Here is a 26,499-nt window from a genome sequence, read left to right as displayed (position 1 = left end):
CCCGTAAAAACAAAACGAACTGTCCCAGATCCTTGACACACCTCATGCTTCCTGATGGAAAAACAGATGCAAAACCTGCTCAAGCGCTAGCTGCAGGAAAGAAGCCAGCGCTTGAGCCCTTCAAGAGCATCCTTTTTGACCGTTGCGATGGTCCCATAACGGACGCCGGAAATGAGCAATCTGTTGCTCTGGTTGATCTCCAACTCAACCAGATCATTGCCGCGGTTATAGCTGGGCGCGAACAATATGATTTGGAACCGTTCTTTCTCAGCCCACTGAGGACTCTCGAGCAGGTGACCTACCGGCACGCCGTCTTGGCAGATTTGAATCTCGAAGGGATTCGGACTGCTATCGACGGGTTCGCCCGCAGCTTGTCGGACATGCGCAAACATCTGAAACAGGCGCAGACACTTCGATACCCCTACCAACGCATGGCCGTTTTTGTCCTCGCCCTGGAAAAATACTGTTCGGCCGTCGAAGAATTGCGCCGTGCCTTGGATGACGCCGATCCCGGCTCTTCTGGGGTTTTGGGCTTCAGGGAATATGCCGACGAGTATGTTGATTCCCATGCGTTTCATACACTGGCCACGGCTGCTCGAGGCGTCCTGACAGGCCTGGCGAATATCCAGTATTGCTTCCGGATCAAAGGCAGTAAGGTGACGGTATCTCGCTACACCAGTGAGCCTGACCAAGCGCAAGAAGTGCAGGATACTTTTGAGCGCTTTCAACAGGGAATTTTGACGAACCCGGTGAAAAATGGGCGGATGATCGTTGATATGGACCACGTTGAGGCCCTGATTCTAGATAGAGTGGCGAGGTTGTTCCCCGACGCCTTCGGGGCCTTGGATAGTTGCTATCAGGAGCATCAAGGCTTTGCCGATGGGGTGATGATTCGTTTTGACCGTGAGGTCCAGTTTTATCTTGCCTATCTGGACCATATAGCGGCCTTGGAGGGTGTCGGAGTTCACTTTTGTATCCCGACCGTGACGACTTCCAAGTGCTTGGCAGTGGAAAACACCTTTGACCTTGCTCTTGCAGAGGTGCTGGCTGCGAAGCATCGTCCCGTTGTCACCAACGATTTCTGGCTTCGCGACCCTGAACGGATCTTTGTCGTCTCGGGCCCCAATCAAGGTGGCAAGACCACCTTCGCCCGAACTGTCGGCCAATTGCACTACCTGGCGGCTCTGGGACTACCGGTTGCTGGTACACGGGCCGAGTTGTTCCTCCCGGATAAGATCTTCACCCACTTCGAACGCGGGGAGAATCTGGTGGATCTGCGGGGAAAACTTATGGATGATTTGGTCCGCATCCATAACATTCTCGAGGACGTAACCCCCGACAGCCTGGTCATCCTTAATGAAATATTTACGTCCACCACCTTGGCTGATGCCATAGATCTTGGTGGAAAGATCTTGCACCAAATAGCTAGCCTCGGCCCGGTCTGTGTTTGTGTGACGTTCGTGGATGAGCTCTCCTGCCTCAACGAAGCCACCGTGAGCATGGTTAGCGCCGTCGCTGCCGAGGATCCGTCCCGCCGGACTTTTAAGGTTCTCCGTAAGAAAGCCGATGGGCTCGCTCATGCCTTGGTTCTGGCTCAAAAATACCGACTCACTCACGACCAACTTATGGAAAGGATCTCCTCATGAAAGCCTTCCTGATGTACCAAAACCAGGACCACGACGTGGGCGGTACCGACACCAGTTCCACCGAGTCTAGAGCCCTCGCCAGGGATCTGGACCTGGACCGGCTCTGCTCTGCCATGTCCGATTCGGACCCCTACCTCCAACAAGCTGCCAAGCAAATCCTATGTAGGCCTTTGACGTCGGTGGAAGCTATCATCTACCGCCAGCAGATACTTATCGACGCATTAGAAAAACCGGACACCATCCGTGCACTTTTTGCTTTGGCCCAAGAAACCGTCGACGCGGAAAAGAAGATTTACCGCAGTAATTTCTTCGACTACCCGGATGCTGTCCTGCGCCGCTCCATCGAATCCCTGGAACTGCTGATCGGCATGATGAGACGCTTGCGCACTATCACTGACGAGAGCATAGGGAAGTTCAGCTCACCCGGATTTACGAGGTTTTTCACCATGATTACGAGCGAGCTTGACGAAGGCTATTTCCAGCTCGCCACAGCACACTTGGAAGAGCTGCGGCTCCGCCACGGCATTATGGTCAGCGCTGGCTTAGGATACGCGAACAAGGGATCTCATTACACGCTTCGACGTGCGCATCCCAAAGAACGTAACTGGGTCAAGCGATTCCACCAACGGGCCCCGGAATCCTATTCATTTGAAATCAACCCGAGGGACGAATCGGGGGCACGGGCGTTGTCAGATCTTCACAATCAAGGTGTCAGCTTAGCCGCTCATGCACTAGAACTCGCTGATAACCACATTCTGAGTTTCTTCACGATGCTGCGTGGTGAACTCGCCTTCTACATCGGATGCCTAAACCTGCGATGTGCCCTGGATGCGCAGGACGCACCGATCTGCTTTCCTAAACCGGAACGGATCGGCCATGACGAGATGGGGGCCCGTGGGCTCTATGATCTTTCCTTGACCCTAACAGGGGCGCAGGCAGTGGTTGGCAATGACCTCGATGCCTATGGCAAGGATCTGATCATGGTCACAGGAGCCAACGAAGGTGGCAAATCAACGTTCTTGCGCAGTCTTGGATTGGCGGTGCTCATGATGCAGTGTGGGATGTTCGTTTGTGCGCATTACTTCAGCTCGAGTGTCAGCACTTCGGTTTACACCCACTACAAGCGTGAAGAAGACGCAGAGTTGAATAGCGGCAAGCTAGACGAGGAACTGGAGCGCATGAGCGGCATCGTTGACGCGCTCACACCGCATTCACTTGTACTCTTCAACGAATCGTTCTCCGCCACCAATGAACGTGACGGCTCAGCCATTGCGCGGAATATTATTTGTGCGTTGTTGGAGGCTCATATACGGGTCGTTTTCGTGACTCACTTCTTTGACTTAGCTCACGGTTTTTACGAGCGAGATCGTCCAGATACGCTCTTCCTTAAGGCGCAGCGTGAAGAAGGTGGCAAGCGGACGCATCGGATGGTGGCCGGTGAACCTGAGCGCACAAGCTATGGTTCTGACCTCTACGACCAGGTCTTTGGACTTGCTCAATCCGGCGCTTGATCGAGTAAGAGCAGCCTCACTTGCAATCGGGCGAGCTGGTGAGTGCGGCTGTGATGGGAACCGATGAAACAAAGTTCCCCGGTAGCGACAATGCTTAGATTCAAGGGATCTTCGAAACACCTCGAGACTATAGGTGTGCTTGAACGCGGGGATCCATTTGTCCGCCCATTCACTCACTGCCCTGATCGTGGCCACTGTTCCCGCTGATATCTCAACACTGGCCGTGGTGAGCCTCGTGTGGACCATCTCTACCGTTGTTCCTTGGCGACATCCATCGGTAAATCCGTGTTTCGTCCGCCGCCTTCTTGGGCAGACCCTCGGCAGGGAAGTGCGGACTACTTCCATTCGCCTTCCCACGTGTAAAGATCAGCGGTGATGGCATATTCTCGCAGTTCAGCGATCCTGCCGTCTCGAAGGGTCGCGATCGTCGCGCCGAGGAAGGATCGGTCCCTACCGTTCTGGTGGTAGTCGAAGCGCCACTCGGCGACAAGCGTGTCCCCGACGGCAACCTCGTTGGTGACGATCCAGTCGCGCACGCGCGAGCCCTGATCGTTCCACTTCTCGCACCACTCACGAACGCGGTCTCGGCCGTGATAGATCGGGCCGAAGCTCTCGGTGATCACCACATCTGCCGTAACCGTGCCAAGGATGCGCTCGGTATCGTTCCTTTTCCAGGCTTCGATGTATTCGGTCAGCACGCTCATTGCTTGACTCTACTGGAAGTGACAGAATCCGGTTCGTCAACGTCCTTCGAGCCTCTGTGATGGTCGCCGCATCGCTCCCGATCGGATGCTCTCAACCAAGTTCGAATTGCCCCGACGAGGCCGTCGCTGCGCTCCCGGGGGAATCAGTGGCGGACGGGCCGGTGTACCAGGCGCAGGGGCCACGGAAGCCCCCGCTCCGAGCGATAGGACACTGACGCTCCCACAAGAAAGTCAGTATTTTTGCTTTGACACCGATAATCAGATGTGGCGGCATAGCATGAGTTTTGCTTAGAATGTTGATCGGGCAGGACTGAATGGCCGGACGGCGGTCCGGTGGCAGAAGCAGCTGGGGCCTGGCTGCCATCCACACTGTGGTCGGTGAGCTGGTCGGGGGAGGGAGCAGACCTGATCCCCTTCCATGTCATCCGGCTGGCCGGAGAGGTTCTAGGTTCGTGCTGGCCCTGTGTCCAGCAGAAGAGCTGTGGACATCGGCGGCGGGCTGGCGGTCCACTGTGTTCGGCCAGGCTCACGCTTAATACTGGGGCGGATATGCTCACTGGCAAGCAACGCACACGCCTGGAATCGCTATTCTATCCTGATACTCATGCGGAAGTTGAAGCGAGCCGGAGCATTTACCAGCGCAGGGTCGCCGCCTGCCTGCAGGAAGACCGGGCCCAAACTATCATTTGAATTCTGATGAGCCTCTCTACGGCAGGACGATGATTTTCTTTCGCTGTGAAAGTCTCGGGGAGAGAATAACTGCGCTGACCATCCAAAACGCGGCGTACAAAAACGCCACCGTGGGTGAGAATAATGCCCACAGCGCCCCAGCTACAACTGTGGCACCCAGATCGCCAAACGATTGCACCAAACCCAATAGCCCATATCCGTTACCGCGTAAACCATCTGGCACCAACAATGCCACCACTGTTTGCTCTGACGTCTCCACTAGGCCAATCCCCGCGCCTGCAAGCACAAATCCCGTTAGTAATATGACCCAGCCACCCGCAGTGACGGCGAAAATTATATAGGCGCCCACATACAGGACTGCGCCCAGAGTGAAGACTCGCCGCGGACCCATCCTGTCGATCAGTTGGCCGCCCGTGAAGGCGGCGATGGATGCTACTGCGTTGTGGCACGCAAACATCAGGATCGCCACACTTACCGCCGACGCAGTGCTGTACCCACTGGTTTCCAGTAATGTCGTGGCTCTCAGGATCAAAAGTGTCGCCGCGAGGTTTCCCAATTCGAAAAATGATACCGGCACCAATGCCTTCAATAGACCAACACGACGCAGTTGGCCTATGTTGAAATGGAGCTTTTGTTTGCCAGCAGGGGATGCCACCATCTGGTGTGCCTGACGTGCCGCGAGCGTGATGGCTATCGCTGCAAAAACACCCGGGATAAAAGAGAACATGATCGTCGTCCTGATCCCCAGCAACCCCACTAATGATGCGGCTAACAACGGACCGACGATGGCGCCAGCATTATCTCCGGCGCGTTCAATGCCAGCTGAACGTCCATAGGCACCTTTGGGTGTGATCGAGACAAGTAGGGTATCCCGCGCGGGGGAACGCACCCCACGCGCAGCCCAGGCCAATGCTCGAAGTCCAGCAACCTGCCATGCAGCGGTGCAGATCCCGATGAGGGCCGTTGACAAAGCAGTGAGAAGGTAACCGCCGGAAGCGATCTTGCCCCTGCGGGAAGGATCGATGGATAGCGGGCCACCGGCAAGTTTACTCAAACCCACCAAAGCATCTGATACTCCTTCTATCGCCCCCAGTGCGGCAGGACCTGCGTGCAGGGTAGAAGAGAGAAAGGACGGCAGCAATGACGTAACCAGTTCATGACCGGAATCACTGAAGAACGACGATGCACCCACACCAATAATTCCGCGGTTGAGCCACTTTGTATGCGCCTCCGTGGCTGGGCCGTGTCTAGGCAATCCCGCCGAAGCAGTGGGGGATGGGCTCAGAGATTTACTTCCTGCCATAGCCTTACGGCACTTGGCGCTGCCGTGGCTCCGCGTTGTTTTCGACATAGCTTTCACCCACCCGTTTCTCGGGGTAGGAAACCATCAGCCACAACGGCGGTTTGGACTTCACAAGGCCCTGGTGGGATCCATCACCATTACCGTAATCGTAGTTGAAAGCCAGCGAGATTCCTCGAGGAGCACTCGAGAATCTTGTTGGTAACCTTTCGTTGGCCTTGCACGAGCGATGGCGTCATGCGGCTGTGACCTACGCTGGAGGTATGACTGGTGCCCAAGTAACTCTTTGTTTTCTACTCCGAGCGAGCGATGGAGCCGAGGAAGTGCTTTTGGGGCTGAAAAAAACAGGCTTTGGCACCGGAAAGATCGTGGGGGTAGGTGGGCATCTTGAACAGGGTGAGAGCGCTGCCCAAGCAATTTGTCGTGAAGTCGCCGAGGAGGTGGGCATCACCATTTTGACGGAACAACTTATCCCCGCAGGAACCGTGGAGTTCGTGTTTCCGGCGCGACCGGAGTGGGACATGTTTACTACCGTGTACCTGTGTCGCGACTACGTAGGCAAAGCGGTGGAAAGTGAGGAAATTTTGCCGCACTGGTATCCCGTGCAGAAACTTCCGCACGATCGGATGTGGGCGGACGCTACGCACTGGGTCCCGGCTTTTCTAGCCGGCGAGCACGGCACATGGCGGATCGTGATGAATCCAGATAACGAGAGCGTCGCCTCCAGTACGCACTCGCTGTAAGCTACTGGTGAACGCCGAGGCACAAGACCTTTTAAAGGCGAAACGTATAAGTGCACGCGGTCAAGAGATCGCGTGCACTTATACGTTTCGCCCTGTCAATGACTAGGGTTTGGCGACTGTGAGCAAGAACGTGGAGTCTTCCAGAGCTTCAACGTAGTGGCGGGCCACTGGCACCACCAAATGATCCCCAGGAGCCCCTTCCCACTTCACCTCGCCAGAGCCAAGCACGATCCGTCCACTAAGGATTTGGACGGTGGCCTCACCAGGGTTGTCGTGTTCTTCGAGCCTTGATCCGGCCTTGAGTGCAACCACTGTTTGTCGCAAGACGCGTTCGTGTCCGCCGTAGACAGTTCGGGCACTTCGTCCGCTGGTTCCAGATTTTGCTGTCCCCATGAGCTCGCGGGCCAGCGCTGTTAGTGATGATTTCTCCACGATGCTCCTATAACGATGGACCTACGGCGGTAACGATGGACCTACGGCGGTAACGATGGACCTACGGTCAGCGGATATTCTTGTTGCAGTGTTGCTCCTCACCTTACCCCCGGATCGGTGCGAACTCCCGGCTTAGCCCAGGTGGCGTTCGTCCACCCCGTTGTAGGCGCTCAACGGACGGATCAGTGCATTGGCGCCCCGCTGTTCCATGATGTGCGCCGTCCAACCAGTGATACGTGAGGCGATGAACAGCGGTGTGAACATGTCCGTATCAAAACCCATCAGGTGGTAAGTGGGCCCAGCCGGATAATCTAGATTCGGTTTGATGTCCTTGGCCTCATCCATGGCTTGTTCCAGGCCGTCGTAGAGGCCTAAGATCTCGGGCCGGGCGAAGTGCGCAATCATTTTATCCAACGCACCCTTCATGGTCGGTACGCGGGAGTCACCATGCTTATAAACGCGGTGGCCAAAGCCCATGACCTTCTTCTTCTGTGCAAGCGCGTCCTCCATCCATGCCTTGGCACGGGCGGCCGCCTCCTCGCGGGACTCCTCCTTGCGGATGCCGATCTCGTTGAAGGTGTGCATAACGGCTTCGTTGGCGCCACCATGTAGCGGGCCTTTCAAGGCACCAATAGCACCAGTGATGGCCGAGTGGAGATCTGAAAGAGTTGAGGTGATGACCCGGGCAGTGAACGTTGATGCGTTGAAAGAGTGCTCGGCGTAGAGCACCATTGACACCCGAAACGCGTCCACGACTTCCGGGACAGCTTCTTCGCCGAACGCCATCCACAGGAAGTTCTGGGAGTAGTCCAGGTCATCGCGGGGTGCCACAATTCCCAAGGAGCGACGTCGGCGCTGGTCGTAGGCCACAACGGCTGGGAAGTGTGCAAAGAGTGATTTTGCCTTCTCCAGCTCCGCTTCGGGGGAAGAATCCTCAGCCAGCGCATGATTGGCACCCAAGACGGATACGGCCGTCCGAGCCACATCCATGGGGTGGCAATCGAGGGGGAGTAGGTCAATCGCAGCTTTTACGTTGGCGTCCAAGGAACGGTTGGCGCGTTCAAAGGCTTCGAACACCGTCAGCTCTTCCTCAGTGGGCAGCTCACCGGTCCACAGCAGCAGTGCTACTTCCTCGAAGGACTTAGAAGCTGCGAGTTCCTGGACTGGATAACCCCGGTATAGCAGCGAATTGGAGTCAGGATTGACCTTGGAGATGGCGGTGTAGTCGGCTACTACGCCGGCAAGACCCTTACGTACGTCTTCATCACTCACAGTTGCTGCTCCTTCTTTTTGGTAAAACGTCTCTAAAGATTCGAGTTGTTATCGCTAATGTCCAGGCCTGGAACCTGGAAATTGAAGATTCCTGTATCAAACTGGTTATACGCCTCGTAGTCAACCAATTCATACAGCCGGGCTCGTGTCAACATATCGGCAACAGCGGATTCTTGGGTGCCGTCGGCAGAAATGGCATCCAACACCCGAGCTGCAGCTCCCATGGCACTGCGCAGGAGCGTCACCGGATAGATGATCATGGCAACACCGGCGTTGGCAAGAGCGTCCCGGGTAAACAGTTCACTCTTACCAAACTCGGTCATGTTTGCCAGCACCGGCACGTCAACGGCATTACACACAGCAGCAAACTCGGCGACGTCTCTCATGGCTTCCGGGAAGATGGCGTCAGCGCCAGCATCAACGAGTGACTTGGCACGGTTGATGGCGGCGTCGAGGCCGTCCACGGCGCGGATATCCGTCCGGGCCATGATCAAGAAGTTCGGATCACGCCGAGCGTCAGCAGCGGCTGCAATGCGCTTGACGGCCGTGTCCAAATCCACCATGTTCTTTCCATCCAGGTGCCCGCAGCGCTTTGGATTGAACTGATCTTCAATATGACAGCCCGCCAATCCTGCATTTTCCAATTCCTGGATCGTACGGGCCACATTCATGGGCTCGCCAAAACCCGTGTCGGCGTCAATGAGGCAGGGCAAGTCCGTCATGCGCGCAATCTGGCCACCCCGAGCCGCCACTTCGGTCAACGTGGTCATCCCAATGTCTGGCAGGCCTAGATCGTTGGCAAGAACCGCGCCGGAGATGTAAACGCCGTCGAACTTCTTTTCTTCAATGAGCCGGGCTGAGAGCGGATTGAACGCGCCGGGAAATTGGCGGGCAGCACCTGGGACGAGCATGGCGCGCAGATCCAAACGCTTCTGCTGGGCAGTCTTGTGAGAGTAGAGCATATTAGAACAGTCCCTTGGGTGCAGCAGCCAGATCCACGACGCCGGGAGCCGCCAGGATGTTTAACTGGTCCAGTTCGCCGGCAGCCAGCGCCGGAAGGTTCTGCGCTGCAGCGATAAAGCGCTCGATCTCGGCAGGTTCCACTTGCCCTTTGGCCAAGGTGCGGAACTTGTTGATGTACTGCTCGCGGGCGAAGGGCCTGGCCCCGAGCGGGTGAGCGTCGGCAACGGCAATTTCGTCGGTGATAACGGTGCCGTCATTCAAGGTGATGACAACCGTTCCGCCAAAGGCCTTCTCGGCGATGTCCAACGAGTGATAGCGACGAGTCCACTCGGCATCCTCTGCCGTGGTGACCTTATGCCACAGCTCTACGGTGTCAGCGCGGCCTGCCCGCTCGGGGGAGTAGGAATCCACGTGGTGCCATGAACCGTCCTGCAACGCCACGGTGAAGATGTAAGGGATTGAGTGGTCCAGGGTCTCGCGAGAAGCCGTGGGATCGTACTTCTGGGGGTCGTTGGCACCGGAGCCGATGACGTAGTGGGTATGGTGGCTGGTCTTGATCAGCACGCTTGCCACATTGGCGGGGTCCGTGGCTTCCGGGTGTTCCCCGTGGAGCTTACGTGCCAAGTCGATCCAGGCTTGGGCCTGGTACTCGGCCGAGTGCTCCTTAGTGTAGGTATCCAAGATGGCGCGTTTGGCTTCGCCATCTGCTGGCAGGGGAACCGTGTACTGCGCGTCCGGGCCATCAAGCATCCAGGCAATGACACCGTCTTCGCCTTCATAGATCGGCACGGGAGATGTCTGCCCGCGCATGGCACGATCAGCTGCCTCAACGGCCATTTTGCCGGCAAATGCTGGGGCATGCGCCTTCCAAGTGGAAATCTCGCCCTTGCGGGACTGCCGGGTGGCCGTGGTGGTGTGCAAGCCCTGTCCAACAGCCTGGAAGATGGTTTCTACCTCAAGGTTTAGCAAGGTGCCAATGCCGGCCGCCGCGGACGGGCCGAGGTGGGCCACATGGTCAATCTTGTGTTCATGCAAGCAGATGGCCTTGACCAGATCCACCTGGATCTCATAACCGGTGGCGATGGCCCTGATGAGGTCCGCGCCTGAGGCGCCAGTGTGCTGGGCTACGGCGAGAATCGGCGGGATGTTATCGCCGGGGTGGGAGTACTCGGCTGCGAGGAACGTGTCGTGGTAGTCAAGTTCACGCACTGCTACACCGTTCGCCCAAGCGGCCCACTCAGGGGAGACCTTCTCCGTGATGCCAAAGACAGAGGATCCGCGCCCACCCGTGGACGGTGCGTGGGTCAGAGCTTGTGCGCGTGCGGCAATGATGGGTCCGCGGTTCAACGAGGCGATTGCAACGGAGGCGTTGTCAATCACACGGTTGATAATCATTTCGCTTACTTCAGGTGTGACAGCTACCGGATCGGCGGCAACCTTCGCGATTTTATAGGCCAGCTGATCCTCACGGGGCAGTTTTTCTTCGCTTTTGTAGACACGGACGTTGTGCTGGATAACCATGTGGATTCCTTTTCGAACGGCGGTAAAAATGGGGATGTAAAACTAGTTTTTGGAGGCCAAGCCGGGTGGCCCGGGTGGCCCGGGTGATCCGGAGGGTGCGGCTTGCGGGTGTTCTATTTGCTGGGGGGAGGTAGCTACGGAGACCAGGCTGCTATCCATGAGGTGACGCAAACTGTTGTCCAGATGCACCGTCGTGGCGGCACTGGCCACTGCCGCGTTGCCGTTTGCGATGGCCAGTGCTATTGCTGCGTGTTCACGCGCGGCGTCGCGGAGTCTTCCTGGGTTGTCTTTGGAAAGGCGTCGCACACGCACCAGATGGACGCGCAAGCTCTTCAACGCCTGGGCTAGATAGTGGTTTCCAGCGGCCCCGTCGATCTCGGTGTCCAGTTCGACTGCCAAGCGGTAGTAGCTATCACGTGCAGGGTCGTTCTCTCGTAACAATTCCCCCGCATTCGCTAACTGTCGGTGTAGCTCGAAGAAAACAGCAGGATTACGGCGCACGGCTGCTAACTCAGCGGCGCGGCACTCCAACGCCGAGCGCAGTTCAAACAGTTCATCAACGTGGTCCAGGGAGATTTCACTGACCACCACACCACGCCCGCTTTGCGGTTCTGTCAAGCCTTCTGCACTGAGTTTTGCCAGTGCTTCCCGCACGGGAGTGCGTGAGACACCCAGGCGTGCCGAAAGCTCGACCTCGGTCAGGACCGTCCCGGGCGGTAGGCGCCACGAAAGGATGTCGCTGCGCAAGGCGGCATATGCCTTCTCGCTGGCTCGCATTCGCAGTTCCTTATCCTTACTCTCCGGGCTGGGGTACTTCCACTTAGTGTATACAAAGATAAGCTAATTTTGAATCTGAGTAAAGAATATTCCAGTAAATCAGTATTTCTGTATACAGAAATGCTTGCTCCTTTGCTTGTGCACGCACTAACATGACAAGCATCACATTAGCTTTCATTGGAGCAGGCACATGTCCGAGCACAGTAAGAACTACTCTTCCGAATACGCGCATTGCCGTGAAAATCCAGAAGCTTTTTGGCTTGATGCGGCGGCCGCGGTGGACTGGGACGTCTCACCCACGCGTGCCTATAGCGATGTGGACGCCCCGATTAGCCGTTGGTTCCCAGATGGTGAGCTCAATACCGCCTTCAACGCACTGGACCGTCATGTTGCTGCGGGCCGGGGAGAACAAATAGCGCTGATCCATGACTCAGCCATGCTGGGTGCGGTGCGCACCTATACCTATAGCGAACTGACCATGGCGGTGGCCCGCTTCGCCGGAGTGTTGCGTGCGCAGGGTGTGGGTAAGGGGGACCGGGTGGTGATCTATTTGCCGATGATCCCTGAAGCTGCCATTGCCATGCTGGCCACAGCCCGCCTAGGCGCGGTCCATTCCGTCGTTTTTGGTGGATTCGCCGCCAACGAGCTTGCCGTACGTATCAAGGATGCCTCGCCCAAAGCGATTGTCACCACCTCTGGTGGTCTGGAACCCAACAGAAACGTTGAATACCTGCCCACCGTCCATGAAGCGCTTGCCACCGCGGGAGCTACGGCTCTCCCAGTTATCGTCAAGCATCGTGACGGTTTTGCCACGGAACCGGGGAGCCTTGACTGGAATACCGTGGATTGGGATGCGGCCATGGAACAGGCGCAGCCTGCAGCTCCGGTTTCAGTCAGGGCCACAGATCCGCTCTACATCCTCTACACATCAGGAACCACAGGTACGCCCAAGGGAGTGGTCCGGGACAATGGTGGGCACGCCGTCGCACTTTTGTGGACCATGGAAAATCTGTACGGTATCGGTGCCGGCGACGTCTGGTGGACCGCCTCGGACGTGGGCTGGGTGGTGGGTCATTCCTACATCGTGTACGGGCCGCTACTGGCCGGGGCCACCACGCTCGTGTATGAGGGCAAGCCCGTGGGCACTCCGGATGCTGGTGCGTTTTGGCGCGTGATAGAGCAACACGGGGTGAAGGCGCTGTTCACGGCCCCGACTGCTCTGCGCGCTATCCGCAAGATGGACCCGGCGGCGCAACTGCTAGAAAAGTACGACGTCGGTTCTTTAGAAACGCTGTTCACCGCAGGGGAGCGCTTGGACACCGACACCTTCCACTGGGCGGGAAAGGTTCTGGGGGTCCCGGTGGTGGATCACTGGTGGCAGACAGAAACCGGGTGGGGGATTGTTGGCAATCCGCGTGGCATGGCAACGCTGCCCATCAAGGCCGGCTCACCAACTCTTCCCCTGCCAGGCTACGACCTGCGAATAGTCGACGGGATGGGGACGGAGGTCGCCACCGGTGAGGAAGGGAACATCGTGCTTGGGCTGCCGCTTCCTCCCGGAACGTTGACTACGCTGTGGGGCGACGATCAGCGCTTCATCGACTCCTATCTGCGGGCCTTTGAAGGTTTTTACGCGACGGGGGACTCCGGGTACCGCGATGAGGACGGATACGTCTTTGTTATGGGCCGCACCGACGATGTCATCAACGTTGCCGGTCACCGACTCTCCACGGGATCGATCGAGCAGGTGGTGGGCAAACATCCAGCGGTGGCTGAGTGCGCGGTGATAGGGGTGGCTGACGCCCTGAAGGGTCAGAAGGCCGTCGGATATGTGGTCCTCAAGACCGGGGTATCGATCGGGGCGGAGCAACTTCAAAAGGAGCTGGTGGCCCTGGTGCGCAAAGAGATCGGGCCTGTGGCTGACTTTAAAAATGCAACGATTGTGGAGGCCTTGCCGAAGACCCGATCCGGGAAGATCCTGCGCAAAACCATGCGCCAAATAGCTGACGGGGTGGACTACAAGGTTCCCTCCACCATTGAAGACATGGGGGTCATTGAATATCTGATTCCAGTACTCCGGCCCGGGAAGCCGTAATCGGGTTCAGCGCAGCCAGCGGTATTCAAGTTCAGGCCGGCCGGGGGAGCCGTGCCGGGGGGCCTTAACGGCCGAACCGGTTTCTGCCAGGTGGTCTAAATAGCGCCGCGCTGTGACACGGGAGATCGCAAGCCCCGTGGCCACCTCCATTGCGGAAGCGGGATTCGGTGCTGAACGCAGCCAGTCCGAAACAGTGCCCAAGGTTTCACTGAGCATCCCCTTGGGGAGCTGCAGCTTGCCGCTGGGCCGCAGCGTGGAGAGGGCACGGTCTATCGCGTCTTGGGTAGTGACGGAACGCTCTGTCAGGAGGGCATGATAATTTTGGTAATTTTCTAGTTTTTCCCGGAAAGCTGCGAACGTGAACGGCTTGATTAGATACGCCGTGATGCCTAAGGCGATCGCCGAGCGCACCACCTGGATTTCCTGCACAGCGGTAATGGCGACCACATCCGGAACCAGTCCCAGCCCATGAATGCGCCGCAGCAAGTCCAGTCCATGACCATCGGTGAGGTTCATATCCAGCAGTATCAGCTGGATGCGTGGGATGGCGGGATCGTTCATCACGGCCAAGGCCGCTCCCATTCCGCCCGCCGTGGCCGCCACTTCAAAGCCGTCCATGCGCCGCACGTAGTCTGCGTGCGCTGCCAGGGCCACGGGTTCATCGTCCACCACCAAGACCAAGATGGGCTCAGTCTTGTTCATTGGTGTTCCGATCTGTCAGCGGCACGACGGCGGTCAGCACGGCACCGGCGTCGTTCTCGGCTCTGAGCGTACCCCCCAGGGCGGCTACAGCACGCCGCACCAGCGCCAGTCCAAAGCCGTGGCCACCTGCCGTGATGCCTTGCTTGCTGCTAACGCCAATCCGTGCCAGCTCATCCAAAGCGGTGGTACGAAGCCCTGGTCCGTTATCTGCAACGGTAACGGTCAAGGTTCCCTCAGCCACAAGCAGGTCTGCCCAGACGGTGGCATCCGGACACCCCGCAGCGGCTTCAATCCCGTTATCCACTAGGTTACCCAGGATCGTCACCAGCTCACGGGCATCTAGCATTCCGGTGGGGAGCGTGCCGGATCCACTCAGCTCCAGGCGTACCCCGCGTTCCTGTGCTTGCGAGACCTTCCCCTGTAATAGGGCGGTCAGGAAAGGATCATCGAGGGTCCCCACAAATTGTTCACCGAGGCGCACGGTGTCTGATAAGTCGGAGGTAGCGAAATCCAAAGCTTCCCGGGCCCTGTCCAGCTCGATCAGAGAGATGATCGCATGGAGGCGGTTGGCGTGTTCATGAGTCTGGGACCGCAGAGCGGTCACGAGTGTCTGCGTACTGCTCAAGTGTCCGGCCAAACTGGTCAGTTCGGTGTGGTCTCGCAGGGTAACGACACTGCCCGCAGAGCCTTTGTTGCCCGCTTGTATTGCCGGGCGTTGACTCACTACCAGTAGGCGCTTCCCTGCCACGTGAACTTCGTCGGTGGCAACCCGCCCGCTGTGCAGCAGTTCTTTCAAAGAATCGGGGAGTGGCAGCGAACGCAGCGACTGCTGGGAACGCACGGACCCGTGGTCGCCTGGGCTCTTCCGGGAGCGCCGTTTAGCATCCTTGCCCTTGCTGACAGGTGAGGCAGAGTCTTCGTCGGATGCGGGTTCTATTCCCAGAAGCAGCGCGGCGTGGTCGTTATAGAGCACCAGGGAACCTTCTGGGTCAACCAAGACGAGTCCCTCACGAACCGAGTGGAGTACCGATTCATAGTAGGCAAACAAATGCGCAAGCTCTTCCGGGCCCCATCCCAGGGTGACCCGCTTGAGGTACCGGCCCAGGAACCAAGCTGCCATAGAACCGGAGATGAGCAATGCAAAAGCCAGCCCCAATACTCCCGGCAGCCCAGCAGCGACCAGAACCTGAACATTACTGACCCTTACGCCAGCGGCCACCATTCCCTGTACAGTTCCGGCACTGTCCTTGATGGGGACGATTGCACGCACGGAGGGCCCCAGCGTGCCGGCAGTGACTTCCGTGTAGCTCTGGCCCATCTGGGCTTGACGAATTGAACCCACATAGGGCTTAGAGATCTCTGCGGGGTTGGGGTGTGTCCAACGAATTCCACGAGGGCTCATGATGGTGACAAAATCCAGGTTTGCATCCGTCATGACGGCCAAGGCGTACGGCTGTAATTGGATGCTCGGCTCAGCGCTCGCAGTAGCGTCAAGCACTGCCGGGGAGTCGGCGAGGACTGTGGCGATTGAGAGCACCCGCTCGCGTGTCTGCTCATAGGTTCGGTTGCCGGCCTCGTACACCATCACCGTGGCCACGCCAACAGCCAGCAGAAGTACGAAAACTAGGTTAGCGCTGAACAGCCGCTGGGCGATGCTCCACCTGCGCCAGAACATAATCCACCCTTCTTACGACCAATATGAACGCAACAGTGAGTTGAATCACGTTGGCGAGCACTCTTGTGTGAAGCGGACGATGCGCCCGCACACATCAATGCTAAACACACTAGGAGTGACGATGAGCTCTCAACGACGAGGGTCGGGAACCGCGGCCAAGAGTACGCGCCGCAAGTTGGACAAGTCCCACTGGCTTTACATAGCAGTCATCGTAGCTGTGGTGGCCGGTGCAGCAATCGGTTTGTTGGCTCCGGAGGTCGGAAAATCTCTGAAGCCGCTGGGGACCATGTTCATTGCGTTGATCAAGATGATCATCGCCCCCATTATTTTCTGCACTATCGTCCTGGGAGTTGGATCCATCGCCAAGGCAACCACTGTGGGCAAGGTGGGAGGACTGGCGCTGCTGTACTTCATGACAATGTCCACCGTGGCGCTGGCGATAGGCCTGGTGGTGGGTAACATTATCCACCCCGGCGCTGGCCTACATCTGCAACCCTATAAAAATGCGGCTGCAACAGGTGAAAACGGAACGGTGAAGTTCCTGATGGAAATGATTCCCGGCGATATTCCTGTTCTGCCGACGCTTGTCTTGGCGCTGCTTGTTGGCTTTGCATTGCAGTCCATGGGCAAATCCGGAGAGCCCGTACTGAACGCCGTTGCGAACGTTCAAAAGGTCGTCTTCAAGCTGATGATGATGATCATGTGGGTAGCCCCAGTTGGTGCCTTTGGCGCCATCGCAGCAGTGGTCGGGGCCACGGGCTGGGCCGCAATCGGCTCCATGGCCATCCTCATGGGTGCTTTCTACCTGACCTGTGCACTGTTCATAATCATCGTTCTTGGCTCGATCCTTCGCTTGGTCACCGGACTGAACATCTTCGCTCTCATGCGTTACCTCGCCCGGGAATACCTGCTGATCTTCGCCACCTCATCCTCCGAATCAGCGCTGCCTCGCCTGATCGCCAAGATGGAACATGCAGGCGTTTCCAAGCCAGTAGTGGGCATCACCGTACCCACCGGATACTCGTTCAACCTTGACGGCACCGCCATCTACCTGACCATGAGCGCACTCTTCATCTCCACCGCGATGGGCCTGCCGATGAATCTTGGTGAGCAGATCGGGTTGCTTGTCTTCATGGTGATCGCTTCCAAGGGTGCCGCCGGTGTCACAGGTGCGGGGCTGGCCACGCTTGCTGCCGGGCTCGCAGCGCACAAGCCGGTCTTGCTGGACGGAATGGGAGTGATTGTGGGAATCGACAAGTTCATGTCGGAGGCCCGAGCACTGACCAACTTCACGGGCAACGCCGTCGCCACCTTGCTGGTGGGAAAGTGGACGCATGAACTCGACATAGACCAAGCGCGGGCCGCACTCTCTGGGAAGGACCCCTTCGACGAGCTCTCTCTGGAACCGGACGCGCATGCAGGGATGGCGGAGGAAGCTCCCCACCTACTTAATTCGGCCGTACCTGACGCGGAAGAGAAAGTTCGCGTCAGCGTCTAGAAGAAGTTTGCACTCCTTGCTGACGCCTATGCCGCCGGTGTGCTATTTGGCCACCGGCGCAGGCGGCATGCCGAACATTCCTTTGGACTTGGCCGATTTTGGCTTGCGTACGTGGGTTCCCCAGAGGAACGCCACGTAGGTCAGAGTTAGCTGCGCGGGGAAGGCCACGGCTGGAACAGCCCCGGCAATGAGGCAAATCAGCACTGGCAAGAGGGAAATGAGTGTCAGGTCGGGACCAACAAGGAACGCTTTGACGGCCCCGGTGGGGATCGGACCGGATGCGGTAGCCACGGCTGGCATGTTCCAATCGGGGGCTGGCCGGAAGGCCGCCCGCAACGTGGCGGCGCCTAACCCAGGGCCCGCCAGCAAGGCCAGGACCAGCAGTGCCGGGGATCCCACTCCGAGGGCTAGCAGGAGTCCAAAGCAGACCGCTGTCCACACCGTCATACCAAGGGCAGGCAAGACGTAGTGGACGCGGCGTACCACCTTGGCCGGGAGTGGCATGAGCATGTCTACGGCGGGGTTGCCATTGGCAAAGCGCGCAGTAGCCCCCAACGTTGTCGCAGCAAAGTGTGCGCATAAATAGAGCACAACGGCAATAAGCACAGCATTGCCCAGGAATTCCACTGCCGCCAGAGAAGCGGGAATGGCGGCCAGCATCAGCACCCGTAGCAGCGACATGGGTGAGCGCAGGATCATGGTTGTGTGAGTGCTCAACAGAGTTTTGACACTGCGGGAAAACACGGTTCCACCATGAAAAATAAGAGGCAACCGCACGCGTGAGGTACCCGAGGCTGGCCCGCCGCCCAAGGACTTGGAGAGTTCTGTGGCATCCATGGACATAAGAGAGCCGGCCACATAAGCTCCGGCAGCTGCACTGGCCTTGAGCTGACGGGTGGTGATCCGTTCCAGGTTCAGGTAAACGGCGCCGAGCACTAGCACAGCAAAGACGACGATGATCAGTGGCCAAATGGCTCCGTCGGCCACTAGCAATGGCCAGCTGGTGGGCAGATATTCCATCCATGAGGTTTGGGCCCCGGTGATCGAGGCCGCGCCGGCGGTGTTGTTGTAGAGGGCGGTGGCCACCAACGTCAACGGTGCCACAAGAGTTATGACCGCTGTGAGGACTTTTAGCCAGGAGCCGGAATTGGTTATCTGGCACCAAGCAGCCACGCCATATAGGAGCCAGCCCAACCCCATCCCACACAGAACCGCCAGCGCAATCCGCCCAGGTGTTGGGTTAGATGCCATGCCCAAAGCAATGGGAATGACAACGGCCACGGCAGCAACGGCAGGCCAAATAAGTGATTTCAGGAACCCGGGCTGGATGAAGCCGCGGCGGCGCACCGGCAGTCCCAGCCACCACGCAGTTTGCGGAACGCTCATGGTGATGGGTCCCACCGTCATTTCCACTGCCAGCAGTGATGCCGCCAGTGTCAGCAGGACTGTCGCACTGGCCTGGAGCAGAGTGACGGAGTGGAAGCCTGGCGCCACCGCCGAGGCGACCAGGGCGGATTCATGGCCCACTCCCAGACTATTGCGCAGGCCTACAATGATGGCGCCTGCCATGGTGAGCAATGTCAAGCCGCCAAGGACAAATGTGTAAGCCTCGGAAATGAGCTCCATGACGCCGCCCTCGGTGCGGCTAAGCCCCACCTTGAAGGTGTACTGACGAATTTCGTTGGCGCTAAAGCGCTGGCTGGTGTTAGTCGTCATGGTTTAGTCCGCGTGGGGGTTTTCGCTGGCGATGGCCACGGCCGCTTGTGTTGGCGTCATGGTGTGGATCGTATCGGCAATGAAAAGGGCCTTGGTGGCAACCGTGGAGAGGAAATCTGGATCGTGCGTCACCACCAGTAAGGCCAAGCCGGCATCTACCTCGGCCCGCAATCTAGTGGCAAGTCTGTGGCGCATGGCCGTATCGAGGCGCTGCTCGGGTTCATCGAGCACTAATAGAGAACGTGGCCGGACAAATGCGGAAGCCAGCAGCATGCGCCGCCGTTGCCCCGAAGAAAGGTTATATGGGCGGGATTTGGCCAGTGCAGCCAAGCCAAAGAACTCCAACTCTGCGCTGATCGTTTCCTCAACGTCTTCTACCCCGTGCCCGGCAGAGACGATAGCCAGGTGCTCCTCTACGGTCAGAGCCGGGAAGAAGGCGTCGTCGTCAAAGACCACTGCCACCTCGCGGCGAAAGTCTAAGGTCCGATCGTCTACTTCTGCCCCGTTGATGAGGGTGGTTCCGGAGACGGCCTCTAGCTGGCCGACGACTGTTTTAACCACTGTGGACTTGCCAGCCCCGTTGGGGCCCACGAGCGCCATGGCTTGACCGCCGTGGAGGCTGAAGCTGACCACACCGCATACGGCCGTAGTGCCGTAGCCAGCCTGTAGTTTATCCGCACGCACTACAGCTGGTTCTCGCCGGGCGGGGGACTTCTGGGGGGAATTAGTTGCTTTGCTCATCGCTTCGAAGTATATGCGCGGATGCAAACATTCATCTTCAGGTTGAAGCTCAAGGCTCAAAATCCTTGGCGTGCAAATGTCCAAAACATGCCCCATTCAACCGGTAACGTAAGACAATGATGGCGGCACGTGAAAAATGCCAGGGCGGATAGCCAGAGAAATTTCAACAAAGCAGCGAAAGAGTGGACTGACAGGTGAGCAACGATCAGGGTTCAACAACCCTTGAAGGCGTGGACGTCGATGACGCCGTCATGGGTCCCACGGGCCGGCCTCTGACCGATTTCCCGGAACCTCCCGTACTTCTCACGCACGGTCCAGCCCGCATTATCGCCATGGTGAACCAAAAAGGCGGCGTGGGTAAAACGACGTCGGCCATCAATCTCGGCGCCGCGCTTGCTGAAGCTGGCCGCAGGGTTTTGCTGGTGGATTTTGACCCGCAGGGCGCCCTCTCAGCAGGTTTGGGCACTAACCCGCACGAACTCGACATCACCGTCTACAACGTACTTATGGACCGAAAAGTGGATATCCGTGATGCCATCTTGCACACCGAGATTGAAAATATCGATATCCTCCCGGCAAACATTGATCTCTCCGCTGCAGAGGTGCAACTGGTCAACGAGGTAGCTCGCGAGCAGGTTTTGGCTAGTGCGTTGCGGAAGGTTGAAGACGATTACGACGTCGTTCTGATCGACTGCCAGCCCTCCCTCGGTCTGCTGACAGTCAATGCGCTAACAGCCGCGCACGGTGTCATCATCCCGCTGATCTGCGAGTTCTTCGCGTTGCGCGCCGTAGCTCTACTGGTTGAGACCATTGACAAGGTTCAGGACCGGCTAAATCCTGGTTTACAGGTGGACGGTGTTCTGGCAACCATGTATGACGCCCGCACACTTCATGCCCGTGAAGTGCTGGCACGTCTCATGGAAGCATTTGGCGACAAAGTCTTTGAAACCGTCATAAAGCGCACCATCAAATTTGCCGATGCCTCAGTGGCGGCAGAACCCATCACCACCTACGCTGCCAATCACCCCGGCGCCGACTCATACCGCCGTCTGGCCAAAGAGCTGATTGCCCGTGGCGGCGCACCCTAAATCGCTTACGTCGACTGCTGCCGCGGGGATCGCGGCAGAACCTGGCACTCTCCTGGAGCTGAAACTAGATGAGCCCCTCGTAGCAGCTGGCAAGGGGCGGTTTGAAGTGCGGTTGGAGAACTTCACTGGACCCTTTGACCTACTGCTGGGGCTGATTTCCAAGCATGAGCTCGATATCACGGATGTGGCCATTGCCACGGTCACCGACGAGTTCATCGCGTATTTGAAAGCGCTTACCGATCTTGGCGGACCGTGGGCGCTGGATGAAGCGAGTGAGTTTTTGGTTCTCGCCGCCACCTTGCTGGATTTGAAGGCGGCCCGTCTGCTTCCAGCCGGTGAAGTGGAGAACGACGACGATCTAGCGCTTTTGGAAGCGCGCGACCTTTTGTTTGCACGACTTTTGCAATACAAGGCGTTCAAGGAAGTAGCTGGTTTGCTCGGGAGTGAACTCGAACGCCAAGCTCAGCGGTTCCCCCGGTTGGTGAGCTTGGAACCGCACTTCGCTGCGCTCCTCCCAGAACTCGTATGGCGCCACACCCCGGAGCAATTCGCCGAACTGGCTAGTACTGCATTGGCGCCTAAGGATTCACCACCCACGCTAGTGGGACTTGCGCACTTGCACTCGCAGCCCGTCAGCGTGCGCGAACAAGCCGCGATCATCACAGCCATGCTGACCTTTGGTATGCCAGCCCCCAGTGATCCAAATGCGGCCAGCTGGAACGGCACACCCTTGTCTTTTCGGATGCTATGCACCGGTGCCAAAGACTCGACGGAAGTGATCGCGCGCTTCCTGGCCCTCTTGGAGTTGTTTCGCGATACCGTTGTGGCTTTTGACCAAGCCAGCCCCTTGGGGGAGTTGTTGGTGCATTGGAGTGCTGGGGTGCGGTCCACGGCTTTAGGCGAGAGTGACTTTGATGAAGAGCTCAACCAAGATGACGCCGCGGAGGTGGCCCCATGAATGAAAGTAACGGCTCCGAGTCCAACGTCGTCCATGCGGCGTTGGAAGCTGTGCTGATGGTAGTGGAGGAGCCTGTCTCCGAGGAATCGCTCGCCGCGGTAGTGGGTCTTCCCGCCGCCTTGGTACGTGACGCACTCCACGAACTGGCACGGGAGTACGACGGCTATACTAGAACCGGTGACACTGTACCGGTGCGCGGCTTTGAACTTCGGGAACTTGCCGGAGGATGGCGGTTCTATTCACGCCCCGCCTATGCCGGGATCGTGTCACAGTTTGTTGTGGACGGCCAAACGGCCCGGCTCACGCAGGCGGCCTTGGAGACCTTGGCGGTGATTGCTTACCGTCAGCCTGTCTCGCGGGCCCGGGTTTCTGCCATCCGTGGTGTGAACGTGGACTCGGTAGTGAGGACGCTGGCACAGCGCGGCCTGATTGAGGAAGTGGGCACTGATCCAGTGTCAGGGGCATTCCTGTACCGCACCACAGCGTACTTTTTGGAACGGTTGGGGATTGGGAGCGTGGAAGATTTGCCGCAAATTGCACAACATTTGCCAGGTTTGGAAAACCTTCACGATTTTGATGATGCCCAACTCTGAGTATCCCGTGCCCCACCCGCTGCATCCCTGAAAACTTCAGGACCCCGCTTACTTTTCCGCACCAACTTTTTAGCATTAAGGACAATCCAATGACACCGTCGCCCCGTTCCGGAAGCTCTTCCGGACAGAATCAGCCGCGCGGAGGAAACGCCCGCTCAGGCGCTCCTAGGTCTGGCGCCCCAAAATCCGGTGGTTACAAGGGTGCCGGCGCACCCAAGTCCGGTGGATACAAATCCGATGGTTATAAGGGTGCCGGCGCACCCAAGTCCGATGGATACAAATCGGATGGTTATAAGGGTGCCGGCGCACCCAAATCCAGTGGTTACAAGGGTGCCGGCGCGTCTAAGCCCGGATACCCCAAGTCGGATTCGGCAACTTCTGGTGCCACCAGGTTCGGCGCACGTGCCGCCGCCCGGGCAGGTAGTGGGAGCGGAACGCGCAAGCCCTCTCAGACAGGCGCCCGCCCGTTCAAGAACGATCAGTATGGACGCAATCTTGGACCGGTAAAGAACCGTCCCACTGAGCAGAACCGTCGCCCCCAAGTGACCAGCGACGATGTCGATATTCACAATGCACACGGCGTGCGCCTGCAAAAAGTCATGGCGATGGCTGGCGTTGCTTCGCGTCGCTTGTGTGAGGACATGATTTTAGAAGGTCGCGTCCAGGTCGACGGCGTAACTGTGACGCAGCTGGGCCTTCGTGTGGATCCGGAAACTACCGACATTGCGGTGGATGGCATGACCATTCAGACCAACGAATCCATGGTCTACATGATCTTCAACAAACCCAAAGGTGTTGTCTCCACTATGGAGGACCCGGAAGGGCGCCCTTGCATCAGTGACTTCCTCAAGAAGCGACAGACTCGCGAACGCCTGTTCCACGTTGGTCGACTCGACAACAACACTGAGGGCTTGTTGCTCCTGACCAACGACGGCGAGCTCTCCAACCGCCTCAGCCACCCCAAATACGGCGTACAAAAGACGTATTTGGCACAGGTGCGCGGTCCCATGGCCCAGGGCGTCGGAGCCCAGCTAAAAGATGGTGTGGAACTGGAAGACGGCTGGGCCAAGGTTGACTCCTTCCGTCTGGTCGATTCGACACCCGGCCACGTCCTTGCTGAGGTCATTTTGCACTCGGGTAAGAACCGGATCGTGCGCCGTATGTTTGACGCGGTCGGTTACCCAGTGGAGCGTCTGGTCCGTGTGAAATTCGGTCCTCTTGCTTTGGGCGACCAGCGCCAAGGCAGCGTTCGTATCCTGGGCCGCCACGAAGTAGGTCATTTGCTGGCCGAAGTGGGGATGTAGGACGCGGATGAACCCGACGCATTTGACCGGCCCGGTCCTGGTTCTAGGCAGTGGACTGCTTGGAGCCAGCATCGGTCTGGGGCTGCGGGCCCATGGCATTGATGTGGTGCTCTCTGACCCTTCCCCGTCAGCCCAGGCAGTTGCCGTAGATATTGGTGCTGGGCGTGCGTTGCGGATCGCCGAGGATCTGGAACCTGAACTCGTGGTCGTGGCTGCACCACCCGACGTGAGCGCAAGCGTGGTGGCGCACGCGCTGGAAACGTACGCGTGCGCCGTCGTGGTTGATATTGCCAGCATCAAAGTGGCCATTGCCACGGAACTTGCCGCAATAGTTGGCGCGAAGAGCGAACTATTGACGCGCTATGTGGGTACTCATCCCATGGCCGGGCGCGAACGCAGCGGACCGGTAGCAGCGCGTTCAGAGCTGTTCAACTCAATGCCGTGGGTGCTGTGTGCCTCCGATCAAAGTTCGCACCACGCCGTGAAAGTGGCCCATTCGCTGGCCATCGATCTTGGCGCAGTGGTGTTCCGGTTCACTCCGGAGGAACACGACGCCGCCGTGGCTCTGGTGAGCCACTTGCCGCAAGTCATGTCTTCTCTTGTGGCTAGCCGTCTTCAGGAAACGCCAGCGCATGCGCTTTCACTAGCTGGCAACGGCTTGCGTGACGTGACCCGGATCGCCGCAAGCGATCCGACGTTATGGGTGCAAATTCTTGGGGCCAACGCTCCGAGACTGCTGGAGATCCTGCACGGCGTTCAAACTGATTTGGACCGGTTGATCACCACGCTGAGCGCGCCTACGGCGCCTGGCGCCCGCTTAGACTTGGCACAACTGATGGCTGAGGGTAACGCGGGACAGAGCCGAATTCCGGGAAAACATGGCGGACCTGCAACCTCGTACTCGTGGTTGACGGTGCTTGTGGACGACAAACCAGGACAAATTGCAAAGTTGCTCACGGAGATCGGCGACATTGGCGTGAACGTGGAAGACTTACGACTGGACCACTCGGCTGGTGTAGCCGTGGGGATGGTGGAACTATCCGTCCTGCCGTCCAAACGCACCGCCTTGGTGGAAGACTTGACTGATCGTGGTTGGAAGGTAGTTCTGTGACGGATATGTTCGTAACGTTCCCCGAACCGGTTTTTTCGGTGGAGCGCCTGCGCGAAGGCAAGACCTTGGTCGTGGCCATTGACGGGCCCTCAGGCTCAGGGAAGTCTAGTGTTAGCAAGGCAGTTGCCAAGCGGCTAGGTCTGGGCTTTTTGGATACGGGCGCTATGTACCGTGCCCTGACGTGGCATTGCATCAACGGCCAGATTAGTTTTGCAAACGCTGCCGCCGTCGAACATGCCGCACGCTCGCTGAACATCGATCTCAGCCTGACCCCGGAGAAGGACTTCGTCAAGGTAAACGGGATTAACGTAACGGGTCCCATCCGCGAGCCTGATATTTCCAAAGCTGTCAGTGCCGTGGCCACAAATCTGGGTGCACGCGCGGAGCTGGTTCGCCGCCAGCAGGTTCTCATCGCCGAATCTGGAAATCGTATGGTGGTGGAAGGCCGGGACATCACCACGGTGGTGGCGCCGCAAGCGGAGGTTCGCCTGATCTTGACCGCTAGTGAAGAAGCCAGGATGCGCCGCCGCGGACTGCAATTGGGCGGCACACTAAGCGCTGCAGCGCTAGAGGAGCAAGTTCTGGCCCGCGATCTCAAAGACTCCGCGGTGGTGGATTTTCAACAGGCCGCGGACGGCGTGTTCACTGTGGACTCCTCCGAGCTAGATTTTGAGCAAACTGTCGACGCCGTTCTCAACGTCGTCCGGCGGGCAGTGAGTAAGGACCAGTCGTCATGACAAAGACTGGATCATCTACTCCTGTCCTGCTGGAACTTACAGCGGCACCGCCACGGTGGAAAACACGCTGGAGCAGGCCACTCGGACGTGTTCTTGACCACGTCGTGTACCGCACCACGGTGACGGGTCGGACAAACATACCAACAGCCGGTCCGGTGATTTTCGCCGCCAATCACCTCAGCTACCTTGATGGCCCCGTGATGGTAGGAGCCGCCAGTCGTTACATGCATGTCATGGTCCGCCATGACATGTTCAAGGGTTTTTTGGGCCGTGTGCTGTTCGCCTCCGGCCAGATTCCGGTAAATCGTGAAGGTGACCGTGCTGCTCTCCAACACGCCAAAGCCGTGTTGGAACGCGGAGATTGTGTGGGTATTCTTCCGGAAGGTACTCGCGGAACGGGCGATGCCGCGAATATGAACAGCGGTGTTGCTTGGCTGGCACTAAACTCGGGTGCCACCGTGGTTCCTGTTGCCATTTTGGGAACACGCATTGGCACCGAACATCGGGACACAATTCCGCGCCCACGCCGCCAATTGCAGGTGGTTTTTGGGGAGGCCGTGAAAATTGAGCGTGAGCCTGGGGTCAGCGGCCGTGTTTCAATGGACAGGGCGACCGAAAAAATCCGGGTTCGGCTGGCAGCCCACATTGAGGCCGCCGCCGCCATTACGGGGCAGGATTTACCTGCGGATGACCACCATACTTCAAAGCATAAAGGACAGTAA

23 protein-coding genes and 1 riboswitch are annotated in these 26,499 nt (G+C 58.1%); of the genes, 12 read left to right on the top strand and 11 right to left on the bottom strand.

Annotation, left to right across the window (positions count from 1 at the left end; genetic code table 11):
* Both LOH53_RS12570 and LOH53_RS12565 read left to right on the top strand, forming a co-directional pair.
* The coding region (locus LOH53_RS12570) for a MutS-related protein (RefSeq protein ID WP_230068084.1) at positions 1-1,646 on the top strand (1,646 nt) is incomplete at its 5' end.
* Positions 1,643-3,157 (top strand): MutS-related protein, encoded by a 1,515-nt coding sequence (locus LOH53_RS12565; protein ID WP_230068083.1) that lies wholly within the window; start codon positions 1,643-1,645, stop codon positions 3,155-3,157. The genes LOH53_RS12570 and LOH53_RS12565, both read left to right, overlap by 4 nt.
* 335 nt (positions 3,158-3,492) lie before the next feature.
* Here the strand turns inward: LOH53_RS12565 and LOH53_RS12560 are convergent, their stop codons facing one another.
* On the bottom strand, positions 3,493-3,861 hold the full coding sequence (locus LOH53_RS12560; RefSeq protein ID WP_230068082.1) for a nuclear transport factor 2 family protein: 369 nt from the start codon (positions 3,859-3,861) through the stop codon (positions 3,493-3,495).
* A gap of 706 nt (positions 3,862-4,567) precedes the next feature.
* Complete coding sequence (locus LOH53_RS12550) at positions 4,568-5,902, bottom strand: MFS transporter (RefSeq protein ID WP_230068081.1); 1,335 nt, start codon at positions 5,900-5,902, stop codon at positions 4,568-4,570.
* A gap of 19 nt (positions 5,903-5,921) precedes the next feature.
* A riboswitch (Fluoride riboswitch) is annotated at positions 5,922-5,999 on the bottom strand.
* Positions 6,000-6,114: 115 nt separating this feature from the next.
* On the opposite strand from LOH53_RS12550, the gene LOH53_RS12545 reads away from it, so the two are divergent.
* Complete coding sequence (locus LOH53_RS12545; protein WP_230068080.1) at positions 6,115-6,594, top strand: 8-oxo-dGTP diphosphatase; 480 nt, start codon at positions 6,115-6,117, stop codon at positions 6,592-6,594.
* Positions 6,595-6,696: 102 nt separating this feature from the next.
* Here LOH53_RS12545 and LOH53_RS12540 read toward each other — a convergent pair whose 3' ends face one another.
* The 5 genes from LOH53_RS12540 to LOH53_RS12520 form a co-directional block, all read right to left on the bottom strand.
* On the bottom strand, positions 6,697-7,026 hold the full coding sequence (locus LOH53_RS12540) for a cupin domain-containing protein (RefSeq protein ID WP_230068079.1): 330 nt from the start codon (positions 7,024-7,026) through the stop codon (positions 6,697-6,699).
* A 132-nt stretch (positions 7,027-7,158) separates the two neighbouring features.
* Positions 7,159-8,298, bottom strand: a complete 1,140-nt coding sequence (locus LOH53_RS12535) for a bifunctional 2-methylcitrate synthase/citrate synthase (protein WP_230068078.1) — start codon at positions 8,296-8,298, stop codon at positions 7,159-7,161.
* A gap of 32 nt (positions 8,299-8,330) precedes the next feature.
* Entirely contained in the window at positions 8,331-9,260 is a 930-nt protein-coding gene (prpB, locus tag LOH53_RS12530) for a methylisocitrate lyase (protein WP_230068077.1), read from the bottom strand.
* 1 nt (position 9,261) lies between these two features.
* Positions 9,262-10,782 carry an MmgE/PrpD family protein gene (locus LOH53_RS12525; RefSeq protein WP_230068076.1) on the bottom strand — a complete coding sequence of 507 codons (1,521 nt, stop codon included), beginning with the start codon at positions 10,780-10,782 and terminating at the stop codon, positions 9,262-9,264.
* Positions 10,783-10,824: 42 nt separating this feature from the next.
* On the bottom strand, positions 10,825-11,559 hold the full coding sequence (locus tag LOH53_RS12520) for a GntR family transcriptional regulator (protein WP_230068075.1): 735 nt from the start codon (positions 11,557-11,559) through the stop codon (positions 10,825-10,827).
* 190 nt (positions 11,560-11,749) lie between these two features.
* On the opposite strand from LOH53_RS12520, the gene LOH53_RS12515 reads away from it, so the two are divergent.
* Positions 11,750-13,654 carry an AMP-binding protein gene (locus LOH53_RS12515; RefSeq protein ID WP_230068074.1) on the top strand — a complete coding sequence of 635 codons (1,905 nt, stop codon included), beginning with the start codon at positions 11,750-11,752 and terminating at the stop codon, positions 13,652-13,654.
* A 6-nt stretch (positions 13,655-13,660) separates the two neighbouring features.
* Here LOH53_RS12515 and LOH53_RS12510 read toward each other — a convergent pair whose 3' ends face one another.
* On the bottom strand, positions 13,661-14,356 hold the full coding sequence (locus LOH53_RS12510) for a response regulator (RefSeq protein WP_230068073.1): 696 nt from the start codon (positions 14,354-14,356) through the stop codon (positions 13,661-13,663).
* Positions 14,343-16,031 (bottom strand): ATP-binding protein, encoded by a 1,689-nt coding sequence (locus LOH53_RS12505; protein WP_230068072.1) that lies wholly within the window; start codon positions 16,029-16,031, stop codon positions 14,343-14,345. Before LOH53_RS12505 ends, LOH53_RS12510 begins: the two co-directional genes overlap by 14 nt.
* Before the next feature lie 121 nt (positions 16,032-16,152).
* Between LOH53_RS12505 and LOH53_RS12500 the strand changes: the two genes are divergently transcribed.
* Positions 16,153-17,529 carry a cation:dicarboxylate symporter family transporter gene (locus tag LOH53_RS12500; protein WP_230068071.1) on the top strand — a complete coding sequence of 459 codons (1,377 nt, stop codon included), beginning with the start codon at positions 16,153-16,155 and terminating at the stop codon, positions 17,527-17,529.
* A gap of 42 nt (positions 17,530-17,571) precedes the next feature.
* On the opposite strand, the gene LOH53_RS12495 is transcribed toward LOH53_RS12500, so the two are convergent.
* Together LOH53_RS12495 and LOH53_RS12490 are read right to left on the bottom strand one after the other, a co-directional pair.
* On the bottom strand, positions 17,572-19,245 hold the full coding sequence (locus tag LOH53_RS12495) for a DUF6297 family protein (RefSeq protein WP_230068070.1): 1,674 nt from the start codon (positions 19,243-19,245) through the stop codon (positions 17,572-17,574).
* Positions 19,246-19,248: 3 nt separating this feature from the next.
* The gene (locus LOH53_RS12490; RefSeq protein ID WP_230068069.1) at positions 19,249-19,986 is read right to left on the bottom strand and encodes an ABC transporter ATP-binding protein; all 738 of its coding nucleotides are present in this window, start codon (positions 19,984-19,986) and stop codon (positions 19,249-19,251) included.
* 194 nt (positions 19,987-20,180) lie between these two features.
* On the opposite strand from LOH53_RS12490, the gene LOH53_RS12485 reads away from it, so the two are divergent.
* The 7 genes from LOH53_RS12485 (at position 20,181) to LOH53_RS12455 (ending at position 26,499) form a co-directional block, all read left to right on the top strand.
* The gene (locus LOH53_RS12485; protein WP_230068068.1) at positions 20,181-21,074 is read left to right on the top strand and encodes a ParA family protein; all 894 of its coding nucleotides are present in this window, start codon (positions 20,181-20,183) and stop codon (positions 21,072-21,074) included.
* Positions 21,075-21,126: 52 nt separating this feature from the next.
* Entirely contained in the window at positions 21,127-22,032 is a 906-nt protein-coding gene (locus LOH53_RS12480) for a segregation and condensation protein A (RefSeq protein WP_230068099.1), read from the top strand.
* Positions 22,029-22,625 (top strand): SMC-Scp complex subunit ScpB, encoded by a 597-nt coding sequence (gene scpB / locus LOH53_RS12475; RefSeq protein ID WP_230068067.1) that lies wholly within the window; start codon positions 22,029-22,031, stop codon positions 22,623-22,625. The genes LOH53_RS12480 and scpB overlap by 4 nt, the downstream gene beginning before the upstream one ends.
* A gap of 89 nt (positions 22,626-22,714) precedes the next feature.
* Positions 22,715-23,929 carry a pseudouridine synthase gene (locus LOH53_RS12470; RefSeq protein WP_230068066.1) on the top strand — a complete coding sequence of 405 codons (1,215 nt, stop codon included), beginning with the start codon at positions 22,715-22,717 and terminating at the stop codon, positions 23,927-23,929.
* Between the two features lie 7 nt (positions 23,930-23,936).
* The gene (locus tag LOH53_RS12465) at positions 23,937-25,040 is read left to right on the top strand and encodes a prephenate dehydrogenase (RefSeq protein ID WP_230068065.1); all 1,104 of its coding nucleotides are present in this window, start codon (positions 23,937-23,939) and stop codon (positions 25,038-25,040) included.
* 5 nt (positions 25,041-25,045) lie between these two features.
* The gene (gene cmk, locus LOH53_RS12460; protein WP_230068098.1) at positions 25,046-25,777 is read left to right on the top strand and encodes a (d)CMP kinase; all 732 of its coding nucleotides are present in this window, start codon (positions 25,046-25,048) and stop codon (positions 25,775-25,777) included.
* Positions 25,774-26,499 (top strand): lysophospholipid acyltransferase family protein, encoded by a 726-nt coding sequence (locus tag LOH53_RS12455; RefSeq protein WP_230068064.1) that lies wholly within the window; start codon positions 25,774-25,776, stop codon positions 26,497-26,499. The genes cmk and LOH53_RS12455 overlap by 4 nt, the downstream gene beginning before the upstream one ends.

The sequence above is a fragment of the Arthrobacter cryoconiti genome (assembly GCF_020905375.1).
Taxonomy (GTDB): Bacteria; Actinomycetota; Actinomycetes; order Actinomycetales; family Micrococcaceae; genus Specibacter; species Specibacter cryoconiti.
Note: the sequence above shows the minus strand (reverse complement) of the source record. Positions and strands in the feature narration are given on the sequence as shown.

What these genes read in the sequence shown, in the direction of transcription:
- LOH53_RS12565 (WP_230068083.1), top strand. Translation starts at nt 1,643, where the DNA reads ATGAAAGCCTTCCTGATGTACCAAAACCAGGACCACGACGTGGGCGGT.
- LOH53_RS12560 (WP_230068082.1), bottom strand. Translation starts at nt 3,861, where the DNA reads ATGAGCGTGCTGACCGAATACATCGAAGCCTGGAAAAGGAACGATACC.
- LOH53_RS12550 (WP_230068081.1), bottom strand. Translation starts at nt 5,902, where the DNA reads ATGTCGAAAACAACGCGGAGCCACGGCAGCGCCAAGTGCCGTAAGGCT.
- LOH53_RS12545 (WP_230068080.1), top strand. Translation starts at nt 6,115, where the DNA reads ATGACTGGTGCCCAAGTAACTCTTTGTTTTCTACTCCGAGCGAGCGAT.
- prpB (WP_230068077.1), bottom strand. Translation starts at nt 9,260, where the DNA reads ATGCTCTACTCTCACAAGACTGCCCAGCAGAAGCGTTTGGATCTGCGC.
- LOH53_RS12525 (WP_230068076.1), bottom strand. Translation starts at nt 10,782, where the DNA reads ATGGTTATCCAGCACAACGTCCGTGTCTACAAAAGCGAAGAAAAACTG.
- LOH53_RS12520 (WP_230068075.1), bottom strand. Translation starts at nt 11,559, where the DNA reads ATGCGAGCCAGCGAGAAGGCATATGCCGCCTTGCGCAGCGACATCCTT.
- LOH53_RS12515 (WP_230068074.1), top strand. Translation starts at nt 11,750, where the DNA reads ATGTCCGAGCACAGTAAGAACTACTCTTCCGAATACGCGCATTGCCGT.
- LOH53_RS12510 (WP_230068073.1), bottom strand. Translation starts at nt 14,356, where the DNA reads ATGAACAAGACTGAGCCCATCTTGGTCTTGGTGGTGGACGATGAACCC.
- LOH53_RS12505 (WP_230068072.1), bottom strand. Translation starts at nt 16,031, where the DNA reads ATGTTCTGGCGCAGGTGGAGCATCGCCCAGCGGCTGTTCAGCGCTAAC.
- LOH53_RS12500 (WP_230068071.1), top strand. Translation starts at nt 16,153, where the DNA reads ATGAGCTCTCAACGACGAGGGTCGGGAACCGCGGCCAAGAGTACGCGC.
- LOH53_RS12495 (WP_230068070.1), bottom strand. Translation starts at nt 19,245, where the DNA reads ATGACGACTAACACCAGCCAGCGCTTTAGCGCCAACGAAATTCGTCAG.
- LOH53_RS12490 (WP_230068069.1), bottom strand. Translation starts at nt 19,986, where the DNA reads ATGAGCAAAGCAACTAATTCCCCCCAGAAGTCCCCCGCCCGGCGAGAA.
- scpB (WP_230068067.1), top strand. Translation starts at nt 22,029, where the DNA reads ATGAATGAAAGTAACGGCTCCGAGTCCAACGTCGTCCATGCGGCGTTG.
- LOH53_RS12470 (WP_230068066.1), top strand. Translation starts at nt 22,715, where the DNA reads ATGACACCGTCGCCCCGTTCCGGAAGCTCTTCCGGACAGAATCAGCCG.
- LOH53_RS12465 (WP_230068065.1), top strand. Translation starts at nt 23,937, where the DNA reads ATGAACCCGACGCATTTGACCGGCCCGGTCCTGGTTCTAGGCAGTGGA.
- cmk (WP_230068098.1), top strand. Translation starts at nt 25,046, where the DNA reads ATGTTCGTAACGTTCCCCGAACCGGTTTTTTCGGTGGAGCGCCTGCGC.
- LOH53_RS12455 (WP_230068064.1), top strand. Translation starts at nt 25,774, where the DNA reads ATGACAAAGACTGGATCATCTACTCCTGTCCTGCTGGAACTTACAGCG.